Below are 17538 nucleotides of genomic sequence, written 5' to 3'. Positions count from 1 at the left end.
ACCACCGGCCCGGCCGCCCATAAAGGATCTTGCGGGAAGTTGTTGGCGGCCGGGCCACCTCGTGCTCTCACCTGTGTCAGATCCCACGACAAGGGAGAACACAGTGAACGATCGACTGGTACGACTCACGCTGGCCGCGCTGGTGGTGGCCACAAGCACCCTGGTCGGGGTGGCGGTGGCCGCTCCGGCGTCGGCGGTGCCCGGCCTGGTCTTCGTCAGCGGCGTCAGCGCCAACAACTCGACCAGCAGCAAGGAGGCACTCGCGGTCTGCCCGGCGGGCACCCGGATCCTCGGCGGCGGCGGCTTCATCAACGGTGGCGGGCGGCAGGTCGGGTTCACCCGGCTGCAGGCCCTCGGCAGCAGCGACCGGTTCGCCGCCGGGGCCGCCGAGAACGGCGGCTACGCCGGCAACTGGCAGGTGCACGCGTACGGCATCTGCGGCCAGGCCCCGGCCGGGCTGCAGTACGTCAGCTTCCAGACGGCCAGCAACTCCGACAGCTACAAGGCCGCGACGGCGACCTGCCCGGCCGGCAAGCAGCTGATCAGTGTCGGTGCCCGCACCCTGAACGGTGCCGGCAACGTGGTGATCGACGACCTGCGCCCGAACACGGCGCTGACCAGCGCCACGGTCACCGGCTACGAGGACGAGGCCGGTTACGCCGGCAGCTGGAGCCTGTGGTCGTACGGCGTCTGCGCCAACCCGCTGCCCGGACTGCAACTGGTCACCACGACCTCGGCGGTGAACTCCACCGACAAGGTGGTCGGTGCCTCGTGCCCGGCCGGCAAGCGGCTGCACGGCCTCGGTGCCGAGACCAACGGCGGGGTGGGCCAGGCCATCCACACCGGCGTCTACCCGGACGCCACGCTGACCAGCGCCGTCGACATCTCGCTGGAGGACCCGACCGGCATCCCCGGCAACTGGTACACCCGCGCGTACGCGATCTGCGCGACCTGACCTGACCGGTCACTGTCGATGATCACCGGTGCGGACGGCCCGTCGGGTCGGCCGCACCCTGTACGCCGCGGCTGATCCTGCACCGCCGCGCCGACGGGGCACACCGGATGCCGGCGAGCGCACCACCGTCGTCACTCGGGGAGATGGGCGACGGTCGCGGAGACGACGCGGGCGACGTACGCGTCGAGGTCCTCGCCGGCCCGGGGGTGCACGCTCCCCTCGACCAGCAGGGCGCTCAGCCCCTGGATCAGCGCCCACAGCCCGGTGTAGAACGCCTCCTCGGCGGCGGTGACCGGCTCGTCGCCGGGGCCGCGTACCGCGACGAGGACCGCGACCCGGACCCGGCCCAGTGCCTCGACGACCGCCGGGCGCTGACTGCACAGGTGGCCGGCCATCAACCGGAACACCTCAGGTCGCTCCTGGGCGAACCGGACGGCCTGCTGGGTCATGCCGACGAGCCGCTCCCGGGCGGTGTCGCCGGTGACGCCGTTGATGCGGTGTAGCAGGTCGTCGCAGCCGTGGCAGGCGAGCGCGGCGAGCAGGTCGTCCTTGTCGGCGTAGTGCCGGTAGGGGGCGTTCGGGGAGACGCCGGCGGCCCGCGCGACGGCCCGTAGCGAGAGCCGGTCGGCGCCGTCGGTCTCCAGCAGGTCGAGACCGGCGGCGAGCAGGGCGGCGGCCAAGTCTCCATGATGGTACGTGCTCCGACCCATGTTGACACTGTACACACAGTCGCGTATGTATACACCGCACACATTCGAAGAAAGGGACGTCATGACCGACCCCGCAGCACCACTGACCCTGGCCCACGGCCCCGCACTGCCCAACCGGATCGCCAAGGCCGCGATGGAGGAGTTCCTCGCCGGCGACCGCCACCTACCCGACGACCGCCTCGAACGCCTCTACCGTCGCTGGTCCGACGGCGGCGCCGGGCTCCTGATCACCGGGCACGTGATGATCGACCGACGCGCCATGGCCGACCCACGCGACGTCCTGCTGCAGGAGGGCACCCCGCTCGACGGCTTCCGACGCTGGGCGCACGCCGCGAAGGCCGGTGGCGCCCGAGCCTGGATGCAGATCAACCACCCCGGACGGCTGGTCCCCGGCTCGTCCGTCCGCACGTGGTCCGCCTCCGACGTCCCGATCGACGCCGGACGCTGGTCACGGCTCTACCCCCGCCCCACGCCCATGACCGAGGCACAGCTGACCGAGACCGTGGGGCGGTTCGCCACGTCCGCCGCCCTCGCCCGGGAAGCCGGCTTCGACGGCGTCGAGGTGCACGCCGCGCACGGCTACCTGCTCAGCCAGTTCCTCTCCCCGCTGACCAATCGCCGCACCGACGCCTGGGGCGGCAGCCTCGACAACCGGGCCCGCCTGCTGCTCGACGTCGTCGACGCCGTACGCACCGCCGTCGGCGACGACTTCACCGTCGCCGTCAAACTGAACACCGCCGACTTCCAGCGCGGCGGCTTCGCCGAGGACGACGCCCGTCAGGTGGTCGCGATGCTCGCCCGGCACCGGGTCGACCTGGTCGAACTCTCCGGCGGCTCAGTCGAGAGCCTGGCCGTCAACGGTCACCCCTCCGACGGCCGGACCCTGGCCCGTGAGGCGTACTTCCTGGAGGCCGCCGCCGGCATCCTGGCCGACGCCCCTGTGCCGATCATGCTCACCGGCGGCCTGCGGCGGCGCGCGGCCGTCGAGAAGGTCCTCGCCAGCGGTGCCGCCGTCGCCGGTGTCGGCGGCGCCCTCGCCGTCGACCCGTCGGCACCCCGGCGCTGGCTCGCCGGTCAGGACGCCGAGGTGGGCACCGTACGTGTTCAGTGGCGCGACAGGATCCTCGCCGCCGGTGCCGAACAGGCGCTGGTACGCCACCGCCTGGCGCAGTACGCCCACGGCACCGAGTCCCCGGCGTCGCGCGGGCCGCTGCGGACGCTCCTCGCCGACCAGCTGCAGCGACGCCGCCTCGCCCTCCCACCGCTCAACGGCACCACCGCCCTGCTGACCGGTGCGTCCAAGGGCCTGGGCGCGGCCCTGGCGGAGGAGCTGGCCACCCGGGGCGCCGACCTGGTGCTGGTCGCCCGGTCGGCCGCGGCCCTCGACGAGCTCGCCGCCACGCTGCGCACCGCCCACGGCGTACGGGTGCGGTCGGTGGCCGCCGACCTGGCGGCGTCCGACGGCGCCGGTCGCGTGATCGCCGCGTTGGACACCCCGATCGACCTGTTGATCAACAACGCCGGAGCCGGCCCCGCCGGACCGTTCCTGGCCAGCCCGTTCGACGCCGCCCGCGACGCCGTCGACCTCAACGTCCACGGCCTGCTCGCCCTGACCTATGCCGTCGGCACCGCCATGACCGCCCGTGGCACCGGCACCATCGTCAACGTCGGCTCCACAGCGGCCTTCCAGCCCATGCCCTACCAGGCCGTCTACGCGGCCACCAAGGCGTTCGTGCTCCACTTCACCGAGGCCCTCACCGAGGAGACGCGCGGCACCGGCGTCCGCGTCGTCGCCGCCCACCCGGGCGCCACCGCCACCTCGTTCTTCGATGGCACGACGGCTCAGGGCGCCCTTGCCGGCGCCATTCCGGCCCGACAGGTCGCCGCCCGCATCCTGGACGACCTGGCCCGGGGCCGCACCGTGTCCTACCCCGGTCGGGCTGCCGACCGTCCCTCCACCTGGGCCGCCCGCGTGCTGCCGCGCGGCGCGGTGACCCGCCTGACCGGCCGCTTGAACCGCTCGCTGGGCCTCGACTCGGTGCGTCAACTCGGATAGTCCACCACCCCCTCGTCGATGACCATCGATGAAAATCGTGGCATCGTCGAGGAGGCCGGTTCGGACGGCCCACGTACCGACGAAAGGTGACCGCCGCAGTGACCGAAGAGCCCCCTGTCAGTACGCGCACCTTCGGTAACCCGATCGTCGCCGGCTTCCACCCCGACCCGAGCATCTGCCGGGTCGGCGACGACTACTACCTGGTCTGTTCGAGCTTCGAGTACTTCCCGGGCGTACCGATCTTCCACAGCCGGGACCTGGTCGACTGGCGACAGATCGGCAACGTGCTCGACCGTCCCGACCAGCTGCGGCTGCCGGCCGACACGCACGCCTCCGGCGGCGTGTTCGCGCCGACCATCCGGCACCACGACGGCCGGTTCTGGATGGTCACCACCAACGTGAGCATCGGCCGCCACCTGCTCGTCACCGCGACCGACCCGGCCGGGCCATGGTCGGATCCGGTCCATTTCGACCTGCCCCACGTCGACCCGTCGCTGGCCTGGGACGACAACGGCGACTGCTGGCTGACCGTCTCCGGGGTGCAGTCGTACCGCATCGACCCGACGACCGGCGCGGTCCTGGAGGGTCCGGTGGCGATGTGGTCGGGCAGCGGCGGCCAGTACCCGGAGGCGCCGCACCTGTACCGGATCGACGGCTGGTGGTATCTCCTGGTCTCGGAGGGCGGCACGCACACCGGACACGCCGTCTCGATCGCCCGGTCCCGCGACATCCGGGGGCCGTTCGCGCCAGGCCCGGACAACCCGTTCCTCACCCACCGGGGCACCGACCGCACCGTGCAGGCCACCGGCCACGCCGACCTGGTCCAGTCCGCCGACGGCAGCTGGTGGATGGTCCTGCTCGGTATCCGCGCCAAGGGCCAGTGGCCGCCGTACCACGTGCTCGGCCGGGAAACCTTCCTGGCACCGGTACGGTGGGTCGAGGGCTGGCCCGTCGTCGACCCGGTCGAGGAGACCATGGTGGCCCCCGCCGGCACCGCGCCGGCCCTGGCCGCCCCCGTCGAGCAGGGCGGCTACCGCGACGACTTCGACGACACCCGGTTGGCGCACTGCTGGGTGTCGCTGCGGGAGCGCCCGCCCACCTGCTGGTCACTGACCGAACGCCCGGGCTGGCTCACCCTGCACGCCGCCGGCACGACACTGGACCGCAGCGGCGCCACCGTCGTGGCGTACCGGCAGCGGCACCACGACTGCCGGGTGAGTGTCCGGCTCGACCCCGGCACCAGCCGGGCCGGTCTGACCTTGCGCATCGACGAGGCCCACCACTACGACCTGGAGGTCGGTGACGGGGTGGCGCGCGTCGTCGGCCGGGTCGGACCGTTCCGCCAGACGTTCGGCGAACATCCGGTCCCCGCCGGTGACGTCACCCTGACGATCGCCACCAGGACCCGCCACCTGCTGCCTCCGACGGTGACGTCGGCGGCCGAGGCGGCGGCACCGGGTGCCCCGTTCGGGGTCCGGCCGGCCGGCAGTGACATGGTCAGCTTCGAGATCGCCGGTGACGCCGGCCCGGTGGTACTCGCCGAACTCGACGGGCGGTACCTGTCCACCGAGGTCGCCGCCGGGTTCACCGGACGGGTCGTCGGCATGTACGTCACCGCCGGCAGTGCCGCGTTCGACTGGTTCGACTACCGGCCGGAGGACAGTTCACCGACCCTCAACTGAGCGGTTCCGACACCACCGCGCCCACGATGGCGCCGACCCGGATTCGACGACACTCGGGCGCCACGCGAGACGCCACGCCTTGTGGTCCCGATTCTGGTCACTTGAATCCATCCTCTCGACGCCAGGCGCGCTCGACGACATCCGGAAAAGGTGTGGGAGACATCGAGGACGGGCGCTACCAGACGCTCGCCGACGCGCGCCGCGATCGAGGCCCGGCGCCGCGACGAGCGGGAAGACTCGTCACCTTGCGGTCGCCGGTCAGGGGTGCCGGTTCGACCGCCTGGTCGCGGCACCTCGGGCAGAAACAGAGGCACCCCGCTTCGGGGTGCCTCTGATGAAGTGGGCGATACTGGGATCGAACCAGTGACCTCTTCGGTGTGAAGGCTGTTACTGCTTGACGTCCCGTTCGGGCGGTTGTCGATCCTTGCCGCCCCCTTTGCTTCCCGCGTCACCGCGTCATGTCGTTTGTCAACGGTTGTCGTTGATGTTGCTGACTTTTCGCTGACGACCCGACCCGGCCGACCGCCCTCGCCCCTTATGCCCCCTCACTCGATCCGTTGGCAACGACGTCAACGACGACCACCGTCACGTTGTCGTGACCCCCGTGGTCGAGAGCAAGCGTGACCAAGTCATCCGCAACGATTTCCGTGGGTGCAGGCGAACACAACGCTTCGCCTATCGACTCGTGGGGAACGTAGGAACTGAGTCCGTCCGAGCAGAGCAAGATGCGGTCATCCACCTGCAGATCAATGGGCGTAAGGTCAGCCGATCGCCCTTCCGTGCGCCCATCAATGAAGCGGGTAATTCGCTCCGGGAGCATCGGGACCAGGTGAGCACCTGACACCAAGTTGCCGTAGACGTGATCCTCGGTCATTCGGGTTAGCTCACGCCGCAAGCCGGAGCGTCGCAACAGGTACGCACGCGAGTCACCGAGGTTAACCAGAACCGCATTGCACCCAGAATGCAGCAACCCAACCAGAGTGGTGCCCATCCCTGCGACCTCAGGAGCGTTCCGCACCGCTCGCCGCACTGCCAGACCAGCAGCTTCGACCGCTTGGCCGGCAGCGTCCGCCAGGTTCGCCGGTGAAACCGAACGGTCGTACGAGGAGAACGCCTCCATCGCGGTCGCGCTAGCCAAGTCGCCCGCTACATGACCACCGAGACCATCGGCTACGGCGTAGAGCCAGTCACCGACATAGAAGGAATCCTCGTTGCGCGACCGGACGTATCCGACATGCGTCCGACCGGCCGCCCGGCATGCAACGGTCGCACCCGTCATGCGTGCACCTCACTGTCAGATTCATCCGGCCAGGGAACCTGCGCACCAGCGTCCCGACGAAGCACATGCACGGTCTCCACCCGATCGCTTGCTACGACATACTCCGTTACTTCGACCGGCTTGCCGTCAGATCCTGATGTCCCAACCCGGACAATCTCCAAGACAGGCAGGCTGGTCGGAATCTCCAATAGCCCGGCCTCATCCTTTCGAGGCATTCGGGCACGATGGATCTCCATCCATTGAATCGGCCAATGGCCAGCCTTCTCAATGTGATAGAGCCATTCACCAGCGGCCGGGTTTGCGTCGAGACCAGATACGATATCTGCCACCCGTGGGTGAATCCAGGACGTATTGATCTGAAACGGTGCTTCCGACGCGGGTCCCGTCACTCGGAATCGGCGCAACACCCGCGACCCCGGTTCAACCCCGAGAAGTTTGGCCAGTCGCGGGTTATCCAACCGGGCCGGTTCGTTTACAGCCTCGCCGTGACGAACCCAGACCTCCTGACTGCTCGCGGATGGGAACGAGTAGCCGGTGGATTGCTCGTTGCGCTTGACGAGGTCCCCGCGCGGTCGCCGGGGTCGCATCGTGCCGTGGCGTACCGCGATGCCTCGGCCCTGCACCGCCCACACATAGCCCTCCGTCTCTAGGGCTGCGATCGCCCGCCCCACCGTGTCGCGGTTGGCTCCGTACTCCACCGCGAAGTCATCTAGGCGGGGCAGCCGGGCACCGGGTTCCCACTCCCCAGCCTCGATCCGTTCGCGAATTTTTTCCGCTATGTCTAGATAGCGCGAGTGCACGGGCAAGGTCAACACCCTCCTACAGGATTGTCCCAAGACAACTCTTGACATCGTGACGCGATTGTCCCCAGACTATCCACAGCGATTGTCCCAAGACAATCTCGGTCGGTGGCCCTGCAGGGAAGGCGGCACCTAGCGGTGACGCGCGCCCGCATCCACCGAGACCAGTGGCTCATTGACAACTGCAGATGGCCGTCGCCTCCGCTGGTAAGGCGACCGTGCGCGGGGCCAAAGGTGCCCGCGTGACCAGGCATCTCGCCTGGTTTCGATCTCCCCACACCGGGTGTGGCCGCGTTACAGAGGGCGCGGCCACACCCGGTGTCCCCAGGATTCCCAACCTGCCTACCTGACCTGTAGCGAGGTGAGCCGCATGACGTCGATCGCGTCGTCTGTTCGTGTTTCGTCCCGGAAGTCCGCTGTGTGGCGTACCTGCGGCCGCTGCGGAGCGCTTTCGCCGCTGGCTCCCGATGAGTCGACGTGTCGTGGCTGTTCGGGTGCTACCCGCCGCCGGCTGCGTCGCTGACCTTGAGAGGAATGTCGACCGTTCATGTCTCACGACCTGTCTGACCGCGCCGACCCGTCCCCGGAGGACCTGGCCGCGATCGAAGCCGAGTGGCCGCTGATCGCGGCTGAGCTTGACCTGGTGGACGCTGAGATTGCCGCGCTTGCCGCTGGTGGTGGCCCGTCCGTCTTGGACCGCCGCCGGTTGCGGCGTGCCGAGTCGCGGGTGATGCGTGTGGCCGCCGCTCTGGGTGTCGCTGCGGTGATGCCGGTGCGGTTGGCCGCGTGATGGCTCTGCCCCGTTCCCGACGCCGGGGACGGTCCTCATACATGCCCCAGGGGCGCAACCGCCTCGGCCTGGAAACCGTGGTTGCGCCCCTGGTCCGAACACGGACTTGGAGGTCCGCTCGAATGTTCAACCGTACCCGGTACGACCGCAACGCGTGTACCTGCAACAACACCGGCCGGTGCGGGCTGTGCCCGTCGATCGCGGTGACCGCGACCAGGGAAGCCCAGCTGCCGGCCGGAAGCCCCGGCCAGCGGGCGGCGGACCGGATCGCCCGCCGGGCGGGACAGGCGGCCGGCAATGACTGACGCCCCGACGGCCACCCGGATTCCCCGCCGCGCGGTCATGGCCGCGCTGCTGCTGACCGGCGCACCGAACACCATCCGCGACCTGGGCGACGGGAAGCTCAGCGTCGACTTCGACACGATCGCCGACCTTCGGGCCTGGCTGACCGCCGCTGGCCTGGACACCCCCGGCCAGCCGATCGAACACCAGGGCACCCTCACCGACGGCCGGCCCTACCGGTCGCTGGCCGCCTGGCCGACCTGGCACGGCTGGAAGATCTCCGCCCACGCAATGGAGCACCCCACCACCACCCCACTCGACACCGACACCACGACCGCCCTGACCGCCCTCGCGGGGGTGACCAGCTGATGACCGGCGTCTACGAGATCGAGATCGAAGCCGGCCAGGAGTGGTTCTTCACCGACGGCACCGTGCCCGTCCCGGCCGGCACCACCCCGGAGCAGATCCGCGACCAGGTCGCCGCCGACCTGGCGGCCGAAGCCGGCATCACCGGCGCCTACACCGTCACCCACTGGCGACTCACCCCGGTGAGGAGGAACACCCGATGACCGCACCACCGAGCGTCTACCCGCCCGCCGTGGCCGACCTGATGCCGGCCGCACGAGACCTGGCCGCCCGACTCGGCGCGCTGCCCTCCCAGAACCGCATCAAGACCGAACTGCGCGTGGGTCACCGCAAGGCAGGCGTGATCCTGGACAGCCTTCGCGCCGACCTCGCCCCACCCACCGCCGACCCGGCACCACCGGCCGCCGACACCACCGGCGACCACGCAGGACCGGACCCGGACGCCATACCCACTGTCGGCATCACCCCGACGCCGCCGACGCTCGCCACCGACACCCCGCCGCCGCCGTCTCCGCTGGCCACGGTTGCCGCAGAACCAGTTCCGGAGATCACCCCGGCGGCGGCTGACGCCGGTCGGCGTCGCCGCCGACCGGCCCCCGGCCGGGTGTGGGCCTACGTCGGTGTCGCCCTCGGCGGGGTGGTGTCGATCGCGGCGAACGTGGCACACACCTACCTTCCGAAACCGCCGCCCGGCGCGCCGGACGGCTGGACGGCCCCGGTCGACTGGTCCCCGTCGCCGCTCGCCATCGCGATCAGCGTGTTCTGGCCCATCGCCCTGTTCGTCGCGGTCGAGATCCTGACCCGCATCGCCTGGGGCGACGGCTTCTGGTGGTTCTTCGCCCGCGTCGTCGGTGTGCTGCCGGTCGCCCTGGTCGCCGCCGTCGTGTCCTACCGGCACCTGTCCGGACTACTCGCCCACTTCGGCGAAGACCCGATGACCGTCGCCATCGGCCCCCTCGCGGTCGACGGACTCATGGTCATGGCGTCCGCCGCCCTCATGGTCACCAGCCGCAAGGAGACCACCCGATGACCCCGTGTCCCGGATGCGGCCGGCCGACCCGACCCGCACCACCACCGACCGGCGGCCGGCCGTGGGGTGACCGGCCCGCCCCGGTACACGCCGACGACGACACCCCCGCCTGCACCTGACCCCGCCCGGCGGCACAGCCCAACGGCCTAGGAACCAGTGCTGTGCCGCCGGCCCCAACCCCGATCAGCCCGAAGACCTCTCGGGAGGAATCCCCATGTTCTCAAACACCGACACCGCCGGCAGGCTGGCCCTGGTCGCCGCCGTGTACGTCGCCCTCTACACGGCACATCAGGTCGCCGACCACTGGATTCAGACGCAGCACCAGGCCGACACGAAGGGCCTGCCCGGCTGGCGCGGCCGCGCCGCGTGTGCCGCGCACGTCGCAACCTACCTCGCAACCGGATGGGCCGCGCTGGCGCTGCTCGCCGCCGCGACCGGGTGGCGGCCCGACCCGGTGGCGCTGCTGGCCGGCACCGCCGTCAACGGCCTGACCCACTACCTCGCCGACCGGCGCACCCCACTGCGTCGCGTCGCCGAGTGGTGCGGGTCTGGTGACTTCTACCGACTCGGCGCGCCCCGTCCCGACCGCGACGACAACCCCTCACTTGGGACCGGCGCGTACGCGCTCGACCAGTCGTGGCATGTCGGGTTCCTGTTCCTGTCCGCCCTGGTCATCGCCGCCTGACGGTGCCCGCGTCGACCCGGCCCCGGTCGGGTCGGCAAGGGGACCGGCAGAGCGCCGGCAGGAATGGAGAGACCTGAGATGACCACGCCGATGACCGCCGACGAGCACTACCGGACCGCCGTCGACCTACTCAACCAGGCGCACATGCTCACCCCGAGCCGGCCGGACGCTGCGGCGGGCGGGTTCAGGACGGCCACCGTCGAACGCGGCGGCTGGTACGGGCTGAACGCCCCGGCCAACGCTGACCGGCTGATCGCCGCCGCGCACGTTCACGCGCTGCTGGCCGGTGTCCGCAGCTGACGGTGCCCACGTCGACCCGGCCCCGGTCGGGTCGGCAAGGGGACCGGCAGAGCGCCGGCCACCGGAAGGAGCACCGCCGTGAACCTGCAAGCCAAGCCCGCCGGATGCAAGTGCAGCTGCGCCCACCGGGGCGGTAAGTGCTGGACGTGTGGCTGCGCCTGCCCGCCGCGTGACCCCCGCCAGTGCCCGTGCTGCGGCGTGCGGGACTGACCCGCCCGGTCTGCCCTGGTCAACCACACCTGCAAGGAGCAGTGACCCCCGTATGAGCAAGGCCAAGGACAAGAAGCCGAAGGACAAGCCCGGCAAGGGCGGGAAGGTCCGCGACAACGGCGTCTTCATCGCCTCCACCACCGGCCAGTACGCGCAGACCTGGTCCGACGGGATGCGCCAGCAGCGCTGACGGTGCCCGCGTCGACCCGGCCCCCGGTGGCCGGGTCGGCAAGGGGACCGGCAGAGCGCCGGCAGCGAGAGGGGGAAGGCCGTGAGCAGCAAGGACGACAGGAAGGCCGCGATCCAGCGGCACCGGGACGCCCGCGCCGAGCTGGAGCGGGTCAGCAGCACGAGCAAAGACGTGACGCCGGAGATCGTCGAGGCGAACAGCCGGGTGATCGAGGCCGAACAGTCCGTCCCCTGGTGGCGTCGCTGACGGTGCCTACGGCGGCCCGCCCCTGTACGGGCCGCCGGTGGGACCGGCAGAGCGCCGGGCGAAGGAGGAACCGAGATGGCCGACAACTCCACCGAGCGGCGGATGCTCCGGGAACAGGCCAAGGCGGCCGGCATCACCGTGCCGGCCGGGGCGAGCAACGACGAGATCCGCCAGCTGATCGCGCCGGTCCGCCGTCGCACGTACGAGGTCCTGCGCGAGGGCGGCCGGACGCAGCGGCAGAACTGACCAGCACAAGCCGGCACCGCCGGTTGTCGGATCCCGGCGGCACAGCCCATGGCCTGGAAAACCGTGCTGTGCCGCCGGCCCCTTCCACCAACCATCTGATGGAGGAACCCTCATCATGACGTCCCCGAACGATGACCGTTTCGACTGGTCGGCGGCGGAAGCCGATCTGACTACCCCCGCCGCCGGTGGCGGGCCGGGTGCTGAGGTTGTGGACCTGGACGCGGTCCGGGACCGGCGTAGCCCCCGTGCCGGGTCGGATGGCACGCACTTCGATGTGGTGCTGGACGAGTCGCCGCAACCGGGCGGCACCCTGGTCGACCCGCCGCCGGTGTCGGCCGGGCCGGACGGTCGCCGGCCGATCATCCCGGCCCAGCTGGCGAACTGGGTCAACATCCGCGCCACGGTGCGCGACGCGGCCGGTCTGGTCGCCTACCGGGCCGGTTACCACGCGGTCCGGTCCCCCCGGTACGCCGTGCTGGCCGCGTTCTGGGCGTCGGTCGGCGCGGCCCGTCTCGCCGGCCGGCACATCCGGTGGTGGTGGCTGGCGGAGCAGACCGGGCTACGGCAGCGCGCCGCCGACGCCGGGGACTGGCATGCGTGGCAGAAGCTGCACCGGGAGGTGAAGGCCACCCGCGCGTGGCGTGGCCTGGTCCTGGTCGTCGAAGCGGTCACGGTCGGCGTGGCCGGACCGCTGCTGTGGGCCGCCGCCCCGTGGTGGGCGACCGCCGCTGTCGGCGGCTGCGCGGTCGCCTGGCTGGCCCGGATCGGACGGCCGGCGGACCGGCCGATCATCACCCCGGCCACCGTGTCGGGCCGGTTCCGGCGGGTCAACCCGGACATCATCCTGCGCGCCTACTACGCCGCCGGCCTCGGCCACCCCGACAAGGCGCATCAGCAGATCGGGTTCGGGTCGACGATGGCCCGTGACCCGTCCGGCACCGGCTCTCAGGTGTCGATCGACCTGCCGTACGGCAAGACGTTCGACGACGCGGTGAAGGCACGCGGTGCGATCGCGTCCGGCCTGGACGTCGCCGTGTCGCAGGTGTTCATCACCCGCGACCCGTCCTCGCACCGGCGCCACACGTTGTGGGTGGCCGACCGGGACCCCCTCGCCCAAGGTGCCGGCCGGACGCCGCTGCTGCGGTGCAAGGCCACCGACATCTGGCAGCCGGCCGCGTTCGGCCTCGACGAACGCGGCGGCAAGGTCACCGTCGACCTGATGTGGAACAGCGTGCTGATCGGCGCGCAACCGAGGCAGGGCAAGACGTTCGCCGCCCGGCTGCTGGCCCTCTACGCCGCCCTGGACCCGTACGTGAAGCTGACCGTCCTCGACGGTGGCGGCAAACCCGACTGGCGCAAGTTCGCCCTGGTCGCCGACCGGTACGCGTTCGGGTTGGCGATGACCCGCGACGGCGACCCGGCGGAGATCGTCGTGGAAGCGCTGCGGGAGATCAAAGCCGACGTGCAGGACCGCTACGAGCGGCTGTCGAAGCTGCCCGTCGACATCTGCCCCGAGGGCAAGCTGACCCGTGAGATCGCCCGCGACCCCAAGTACCGGATGCCGGTGCGGATGGTCGTGCTCGACGAGTTTCAGGAGTACTTCGACCTCGGCGAGGTGTCGAAGGAGATCGCGGGTCTGCTGGTCTACCTGGTCAAGGTCGCCCCGGCCGCCGGGGTCATCTTCGTCGACGCCACCCAACGCCCGTCCGGGGTCGGTGCCGGTCAGGTGGCCCAGCAGTTCATCAGCTTCCGCGACAACCACCAGGTCCGGTTCAGTCTGCGTACCGGGTCGTGGCAGGTGTCCGACCTCGTCCTTGGGGCCGGGGCGAACTCCGAGGGCTACGACTCCTCGACGCTGCTGCCCTCCTACAAGGGCGTCGGCATCCTGCGCGGCGCGTCCGACGCCACCCCCACCGTGCGGACCTACCTCGCTGACGCAGACGACGCCGAGAAGATCCTGACCGCCGCCCGGAAGCTACGCGAGGCGGCCGGGACGCTGTCCGGGATGGCCGCCGGGGAAGACGTCACCCGCCTCACGCGGGACGTCCTCGCCGACGTCCGCGCGGTGATCGAACCCGGCGAGACCGGGGCGCAGTGGGAAGAGATCGCCGCCCGCCTCGCCGCCCGTGTCCCCGAGGCGTACGCCGACACCACCGCCGAAGCGATCTCCGCTCAGGTCCGGGCGTTCGGTGTACGCAGCGTAGACGTCAAGCGGTCCGGTAAGGCACTCAAGGGAGCCAAAGCCGACGACATCGACGCCGCGATCGCCCGTCGTAAGGCTGCCTGACCGGTCGCGGCCCGCCCGCGACCGGTCGCGGCAACGCGACTCGACCCGCGACCGGCCTGGTCAGCGCATACGGCCACCGGTCGCGGGTCGCCCCCACCAGCCCTGATACCCGAAAACCCGCCCCGGAGGCTGCCCGGTGCCCACCCTCGCCGCGACCGCGACCACCACCACCATCCACATCGGCCTACTCGTGCTGACCCTCGCCGCCGTCACCGTCGGTTACGGGCTGCTGTGCTGGCTCTACCCGTTCGGGCACTGCCGCCGCTGCCACGGCACCGGCCGCCGCCCCTCACCCCTCGGCCGGCACTTCCGGCTCTGCCGCCGCTGCGACGGCGACGGCCGCACCATCCGACCCGGCCGCCGCGTCCTCAACTACCTCCGCGCTCTCCACGACAAGGGAACCCGATGACCACGACCAGCAACACACCACCACCGCAGACGTCGACCTGCCGGCACTGCGCCGCCACGATCACCCGCCAGAACGTCGCCGCGCAGTGGCGCGACGCCACCATGTCCGGCGGCTGCCCGGCCGCTTTCTGGCACCAGCCCGTGAAGGTGGCCCGGTGAAGCGCCGGGCAACGCCGCACACCGACTGGTGCGCCCGCGACCACCGGTGCAACCTCGCCGAGCACCGCGCCCCGTCGCTGACGATCCACCTCGACGGCGGTGGCGTCGCGGTCCTGACCCGCGTCAAGTCCGCCAGCGGCCGGGAACACGCCGACGTCACGCTGAGCGTGCCCCTCGCGGACAGCAACCCCGCCGCCCGGCGGCAGCTGGCCGGGCTGCTCGCCGACACCCGCACCATGGTCGGCCGCGCCGCCGCGCTGGCCCGGCCCCACCCGAGGCACGCCGCGTCGACGAAGGGCTGACCGATGCTGACGATCACCGACCTGTTCTGCGGTGCCGGTGGCTCCAGCTCCGGCGCGGTCCAGGTTCCCGGTGTGCGTGTGCGTATGGCCGCCAACCACTGGCGGCTGGCCGTCGACACGCACAACACCAACCATCCCGACGCCGACCACGACTGCGCCGACATCTCCCAGACCGACCCGCGCCGCTACCCGGCCACCGACATCCTGTGGGCCTCCCCGGAGTGCACCAACCACTCCCAGGCCAGAGGCGCACGCCGCGCCGACCGGCAACCCGACCTGTTCGACCCCGGGTTGCCCGACGACGCCGCCGAACGGTCACGGGCGACCATGTGGGACGTCTGCCGGTTCGTCGAGGCGATGAAGCTCCGGGGCAGGCCGTACCGGGCGTTCGTCGTCGAGAACGTCGTCGACGTCCGGCAGTGGATGTACTACGACGCCTGGGTCACCGCGCTACGCCACGCCGGCTACTGCCTGCACTTCGTCTACCTCAACTCGATGTTCGCCCAGGCCATGGGCGACGGTGCACCCCAGTCCCGCAACCGCTGGTACGGCCTCGGACACCTGGACGGTGACCGCTGCCCCGACCTTGACCGGTGGACCCGCCCCCAGGCGTGGTGTCCCCACTGTGACCGCACCGTCCGCGCGGTGCAGGCGTGGAAACGCCCGGACTCGCCGTGGGGCTGCTACCGGCAGCAGTACGTCTACCGCTGCCCGACCCCCCGCTGCCACACCGAACTACACCCGAGGGTGCTGCCGGCCGCCGCCGCGATCGACTGGACACTGCCCGGTGAACGCATCGGCGACCGGACGCGGCCCCTCGCCGCGAAGACCGTCGCCCGCATCGAAGCCGGCCTGAAACGGTACGCGACGCCGCCGTTCCTCACCCTGTTGCGCTCCGACCGGCCCCGGACCGTCGCCGTTGACCAGCCGCTGGCGACCATCGTCGCCGACGGGTCGAACCACGCCATGGTCGGCGCCACCGGAGACGCCGAAGCCCTGGTCGTGCCGATGCGGGCCAACAACACCGCCAAACCCGCCGCCGTCGCGCCGCTGGACACCGTCACCGCCGCCGGCAACCATCACGCCCTCGTCATGCGGAACATGACCGCACGCGGCGACCAGGGCCAGATGTCCACCCCCACCACCGAGCCGCTACGCACGCAGACCGCGTCGTCGGTGCAGTCCCTGATCCGCTTCGATCACCTGTTGGTGCCCTACTACAGCAACGGCGCGGCCCGACCCGTGAATCAGCCCGCCGGCACCATCACCACCGTCGACCGCAACGCCCTCGTCAGCGCCGAGATCACCGTCGACGACTGCACCTTCCGGATGCTCGAACCCCACGAGATCCAGGCCGCCATGGCGTTCGACACCAGCTACCAGGTCCTCGGCAACAAACGCGAACGCGTCCGGCAACTCGGCAACGCCGTCACCCCACCCGCCGCCCGCGACCTCATCGCCGCCCTGGTCGAGTCCATCACCGGCGAACACCTCGACCCCACCCCGACCCGTCTGTGACACCCGTTTGGAGATCCCTGATGACCACCACGACCACGACCAGCAGCGGCCGGCCGATCCCGGCCGGCATGGCCCGCCAGGGCGGCGGCGGCTGGTCGGTCTGCACCATCGGCGCGTTCCGGCCCGGTGTGACCGTCCACCGGATCGTCACCGCGCTGGTCGAGATCCCGATCGGTGACACGAACCCCGTCACAGGGGAGCCGGCCACCACGAAACGCGCCCGGCTGTGTCCGGCCTGCCTCACCGACAACAACTGCGGCGACGAACCCGCCACCCGCGCGACCGTGTTCCCCCAGGTCACCATCTCCTGGGCCGCCCACCGCGACGCTGTCCTCTGCCCCGTCTGCTGGCCCGAGGACGACCACGACGACCAGGGCGACGGCGATGCCAGCACCGGCGGTTGAACTCCTGGCCGCTGCCCGGCGGGCCGGGGTCGTCATCGACCGCGACCCCGCCGGGCGGCTGGTCATCGACGGCCCGGATGGCGCCGGACACCTGGTCGCCGGGCTCCGCAGACGCGGTGACGTGGTTGCCCACGTCATCGACGTGTGGACCGGCGTCGCGTCGCTGCTCGACTGGCGACACGCCACCGTCCTCGACCCGCCCCGGCCCTGCCGGCTCTGCCGACAGCCCGCCATGCTGGCCGACCCCTACGACCGGCAGCCCTGCCACAAAACGTGCGCCGAAACCGCGATCACCCCACCCGCCGCCGACACCCACCAGCCCGCCACCGCCGCCACCACCGGCCCGCCCGGTCGGCCGCTTGCCGGCTGCGGACACCCGACCGCCGCCGGCCGGCACGACCGGTGCCGCCGCTGCGGCAACCTCCTCGCCGACCGGATGCGCGACTACGGCACATGCGACGGCTGCGACCACACCCGGCCAGCCCCCTACTGCGGACACTGCCCACCCACCGCCGGCCACCACGACCAGGCCGACCTGTTCCGGCGGGCCGCCTGATGCCCGCCGGCATGGTCCGGCCCCGCGCGTCACAGTCCCCGACCCTCACCCCGGCCGCCGTGGCCGCCTACGAAGCC

The 17538-nt window shown here is 71.3% G+C and carries 23 protein-coding genes; 20 read left to right on the top strand and 3 right to left on the bottom strand.

Annotation, left to right across the window (positions count from 1 at the left end; all coding sequences use genetic code 11):
* Window positions 1–103 precede the first annotated feature (103 nt).
* Window positions 104–955: a hypothetical protein gene (locus O7623_RS00960; protein WP_282226669.1), complete on the top strand. Its 852-nt coding sequence runs from the start codon at window positions 104–106 to the stop codon at window positions 953–955.
* A 131-nt stretch (window positions 956–1086) separates the two neighbouring features.
* On the opposite strand, the gene O7623_RS00955 is transcribed toward O7623_RS00960, so the two are convergent.
* A complete protein-coding gene (locus O7623_RS00955) occupies window positions 1087–1665 on the bottom strand; it encodes a TetR/AcrR family transcriptional regulator (protein ID WP_282226668.1) in 579 nt (192 codons plus the stop codon).
* A 61-nt stretch (window positions 1666–1726) separates the two neighbouring features.
* Between O7623_RS00955 and O7623_RS00950 the strand changes: the two genes are divergently transcribed.
* The gene (locus O7623_RS00950; protein ID WP_282226667.1) at window positions 1727–3721 is read left to right on the top strand and encodes an SDR family NAD(P)-dependent oxidoreductase; all 1995 of its coding nucleotides are present in this window, start codon (window positions 1727–1729) and stop codon (window positions 3719–3721) included.
* Between the two features lie 98 nt (window positions 3722–3819).
* Window positions 3820–5403: a glycoside hydrolase family 43 protein gene (locus O7623_RS00945; protein ID WP_282226666.1), complete on the top strand. Its 1584-nt coding sequence runs from the start codon at window positions 3820–3822 to the stop codon at window positions 5401–5403.
* A gap of 535 nt (window positions 5404–5938) precedes the next feature.
* On the opposite strand, the gene O7623_RS00940 is transcribed toward O7623_RS00945, so the two are convergent.
* On the bottom strand, window positions 5939–6682 hold the full coding sequence (locus tag O7623_RS00940; RefSeq protein ID WP_282226665.1) for a protein phosphatase 2C domain-containing protein: 744 nt from the start codon (window positions 6680–6682) through the stop codon (window positions 5939–5941).
* The gene (locus O7623_RS00935) at window positions 6679–7533 is read right to left on the bottom strand and encodes a GntR family transcriptional regulator (RefSeq protein WP_282226664.1); all 855 of its coding nucleotides are present in this window, start codon (window positions 7531–7533) and stop codon (window positions 6679–6681) included. The genes O7623_RS00940 and O7623_RS00935 overlap by 4 nt, the downstream gene beginning before the upstream one ends.
* Window positions 7534–8029: 496 nt before the next feature.
* Here O7623_RS00935 and O7623_RS00930 point away from each other — a divergent pair, with 496 nt between their 5' ends.
* The 17 genes from O7623_RS00930 (at window position 8030) to O7623_RS00850 (ending at window position 17461) form a co-directional block, all read left to right on the top strand.
* Complete coding sequence (locus O7623_RS00930) at window positions 8030–8272, top strand: DUF6284 family protein (RefSeq protein ID WP_282226663.1); 243 nt, start codon at window positions 8030–8032, stop codon at window positions 8270–8272.
* 122 nt (window positions 8273–8394) lie between these two features.
* A complete protein-coding gene (locus tag O7623_RS00925; protein WP_282226662.1) occupies window positions 8395–8577 on the top strand; it encodes a hypothetical protein in 183 nt (60 codons plus the stop codon).
* The gene (locus tag O7623_RS00920) at window positions 8570–8923 is read left to right on the top strand and encodes a hypothetical protein (RefSeq protein ID WP_282226661.1); all 354 of its coding nucleotides are present in this window, start codon (window positions 8570–8572) and stop codon (window positions 8921–8923) included. The genes O7623_RS00925 and O7623_RS00920 overlap by 8 nt, the downstream gene beginning before the upstream one ends.
* Window positions 8923–9123 (top strand): hypothetical protein, encoded by a 201-nt coding sequence (locus O7623_RS00915; RefSeq protein ID WP_282226660.1) that lies wholly within the window; start codon window positions 8923–8925, stop codon window positions 9121–9123. Before O7623_RS00920 ends, O7623_RS00915 begins: the two co-directional genes overlap by 1 nt.
* Complete coding sequence (locus tag O7623_RS00910; RefSeq protein WP_282226659.1) at window positions 9120–9950, top strand: DUF2637 domain-containing protein; 831 nt, start codon at window positions 9120–9122, stop codon at window positions 9948–9950. The genes O7623_RS00915 and O7623_RS00910 overlap by 4 nt, the downstream gene beginning before the upstream one ends.
* A 214-nt stretch (window positions 9951–10164) precedes the next feature.
* A complete protein-coding gene (locus tag O7623_RS00905) occupies window positions 10165–10635 on the top strand; it encodes a DUF3307 domain-containing protein (RefSeq protein ID WP_282226658.1) in 471 nt (156 codons plus the stop codon).
* A 78-nt stretch (window positions 10636–10713) separates the two neighbouring features.
* Entirely contained in the window at window positions 10714–10935 is a 222-nt protein-coding gene (locus O7623_RS00900; RefSeq protein WP_282226657.1) for a hypothetical protein, read from the top strand.
* A gap of 262 nt (window positions 10936–11197) precedes the next feature.
* Window positions 11198–11335: a hypothetical protein gene (locus tag O7623_RS00895; protein ID WP_282226656.1), complete on the top strand. Its 138-nt coding sequence runs from the start codon at window positions 11198–11200 to the stop codon at window positions 11333–11335.
* An 81-nt stretch (window positions 11336–11416) separates the two neighbouring features.
* Window positions 11417–11581: a hypothetical protein gene (locus O7623_RS00890; protein WP_282226655.1), complete on the top strand. Its 165-nt coding sequence runs from the start codon at window positions 11417–11419 to the stop codon at window positions 11579–11581.
* 75 nt (window positions 11582–11656) lie between these two features.
* Window positions 11657–11827 carry a hypothetical protein gene (locus tag O7623_RS00885; RefSeq protein ID WP_282226654.1) on the top strand — a complete coding sequence of 57 codons (171 nt, stop codon included), beginning with the start codon at window positions 11657–11659 and terminating at the stop codon, window positions 11825–11827.
* A 115-nt stretch (window positions 11828–11942) separates the two neighbouring features.
* On the top strand, window positions 11943–14114 hold the full coding sequence (locus O7623_RS00880) for a cell division protein FtsK (RefSeq protein ID WP_282226653.1): 2172 nt from the start codon (window positions 11943–11945) through the stop codon (window positions 14112–14114).
* A gap of 136 nt (window positions 14115–14250) precedes the next feature.
* Window positions 14251–14523: a hypothetical protein gene (locus O7623_RS00875; protein ID WP_282226652.1), complete on the top strand. Its 273-nt coding sequence runs from the start codon at window positions 14251–14253 to the stop codon at window positions 14521–14523.
* Window positions 14520–14681, top strand: coding sequence for a hypothetical protein (locus O7623_RS00870; protein WP_282226651.1), 162 nt, complete (start codon window positions 14520–14522; stop codon window positions 14679–14681). Before O7623_RS00875 ends, O7623_RS00870 begins: the two co-directional genes overlap by 4 nt.
* Window positions 14678–14983, top strand: a complete 306-nt coding sequence (locus tag O7623_RS00865; protein ID WP_282226650.1) for a hypothetical protein — start codon at window positions 14678–14680, stop codon at window positions 14981–14983. Before O7623_RS00870 ends, O7623_RS00865 begins: the two co-directional genes overlap by 4 nt.
* A 3-nt stretch (window positions 14984–14986) precedes the next feature.
* A complete protein-coding gene (locus O7623_RS00860) occupies window positions 14987–16501 on the top strand; it encodes a DNA cytosine methyltransferase (RefSeq protein ID WP_282226649.1) in 1515 nt (504 codons plus the stop codon).
* 20 nt (window positions 16502–16521) lie between these two features.
* On the top strand, window positions 16522–16905 hold the full coding sequence (locus tag O7623_RS00855) for a hypothetical protein (protein ID WP_282226648.1): 384 nt from the start codon (window positions 16522–16524) through the stop codon (window positions 16903–16905).
* Entirely contained in the window at window positions 16886–17461 is a 576-nt protein-coding gene (locus O7623_RS00850; protein ID WP_282226647.1) for a hypothetical protein, read from the top strand. Before O7623_RS00855 ends, O7623_RS00850 begins: the two co-directional genes overlap by 20 nt.
* Window positions 17462–17538: the final 77 nt, after the last annotated feature.

Origin of the sequence: Solwaraspora sp. WMMD791 (assembly GCF_029581195.1) — a bacterium.
In the GTDB taxonomy this organism is placed as follows: Bacteria; Actinomycetota; Actinomycetes; order Mycobacteriales; family Micromonosporaceae; genus Micromonospora_E.
The sequence above is the reverse complement of the archived record's forward strand: the minus strand, read 5'-3'. Positions and strand labels throughout refer to the sequence as shown.